General features: G+C 46.8%; 1 protein-coding gene. It reads left to right on the forward strand.

Features of this window, described 5'->3' with window-relative positions:
* Positions 1 to 944, forward strand: a 944-nt coding sequence (locus tag HMPREF9065_RS10365) for a VENN motif pre-toxin domain-containing protein (RefSeq protein ID WP_021616617.1), incomplete at both ends; no start/stop codon positions are given.

A 944-nucleotide genomic window follows, 5' to 3' on the forward strand; every position in this document is an offset into this window, starting at 1 on the left:
ATCGACCGCACTTACGGCATAGGTAGTGAAAAAGGGATGGCGATTCATGCCGTGACAGCGGCATTACAAGCCGCGGCACAAAACGATACCGCAGGCAGTCTTGTCGCACTGGCTTCGCCTTATCTCAATCAAAAAATCCATGAGATGACGGCAGGCGACACGGCAAAAGACAAAGCAGCGAATCTCATGGCGCATGCGCTGCTTTCTGCAGTGGAGTTCCAAGTGACAGGCAAAGACCCATTAACGGGGGCAGTGGCAGGAGTGACAGGTGAGGCAACCGCTGAAATCCTGACTAAAGCGATTTACAAAAAAGCGCCGAGTGAACTCACCGCCAATGAGAAAGAAAACATCAGCACTTTGAGTCAACTGGCGGGCGGATTGGCTGCGGCATTGACAGCGAAAGCGAATGGCAGCACCACAGAGCAAGGGGGGAATTTCCTTGCTGCAACTTCAGGGGCTGAGACGGCTAAAAGGGCGGTGGAGAATAATTTTGTGATGGCTATAACTAGGGCTAGCGCGCTAGTTTGTTCCAGAGCCTGTATCCAAGCCATTGAAGCTGGCTTAGGCATTTCACTAGGTGTCGGTCTTACCACAGATGAGGAGAAAGCAGCATTTTTAGCTGGGATGTCACAAGATCCTGAAAAAATTAGTAGATTAAGTAAAGAACAAGTTGATTATCTTAATAGACAAATTTTATCTAAAGGCCTGCTATTTGATAATTTAAGCATGCTTGGTTCTCATGTTTGGATCCCGAATGCAAATGGAGGTTTTACACCGATTGATCCGAGCTTAGTGACAACAACCTATGGCGGGAAACAGGTTATTGACCCAAGGATTTTTGTAAATCATACAGGCGGTGTTGAGTATCCAGCAGATTATAATTTGCCTACTCACACTGGTGGAAATCAAACGGTAACGAATGATAAAGACAGCCATATTTTGGT

It is taken from the genome of Aggregatibacter sp. oral taxon 458 str. W10330 (assembly GCF_000466335.1).
Lineage (GTDB): Bacteria > Pseudomonadota > Gammaproteobacteria > Enterobacterales > Pasteurellaceae > Aggregatibacter.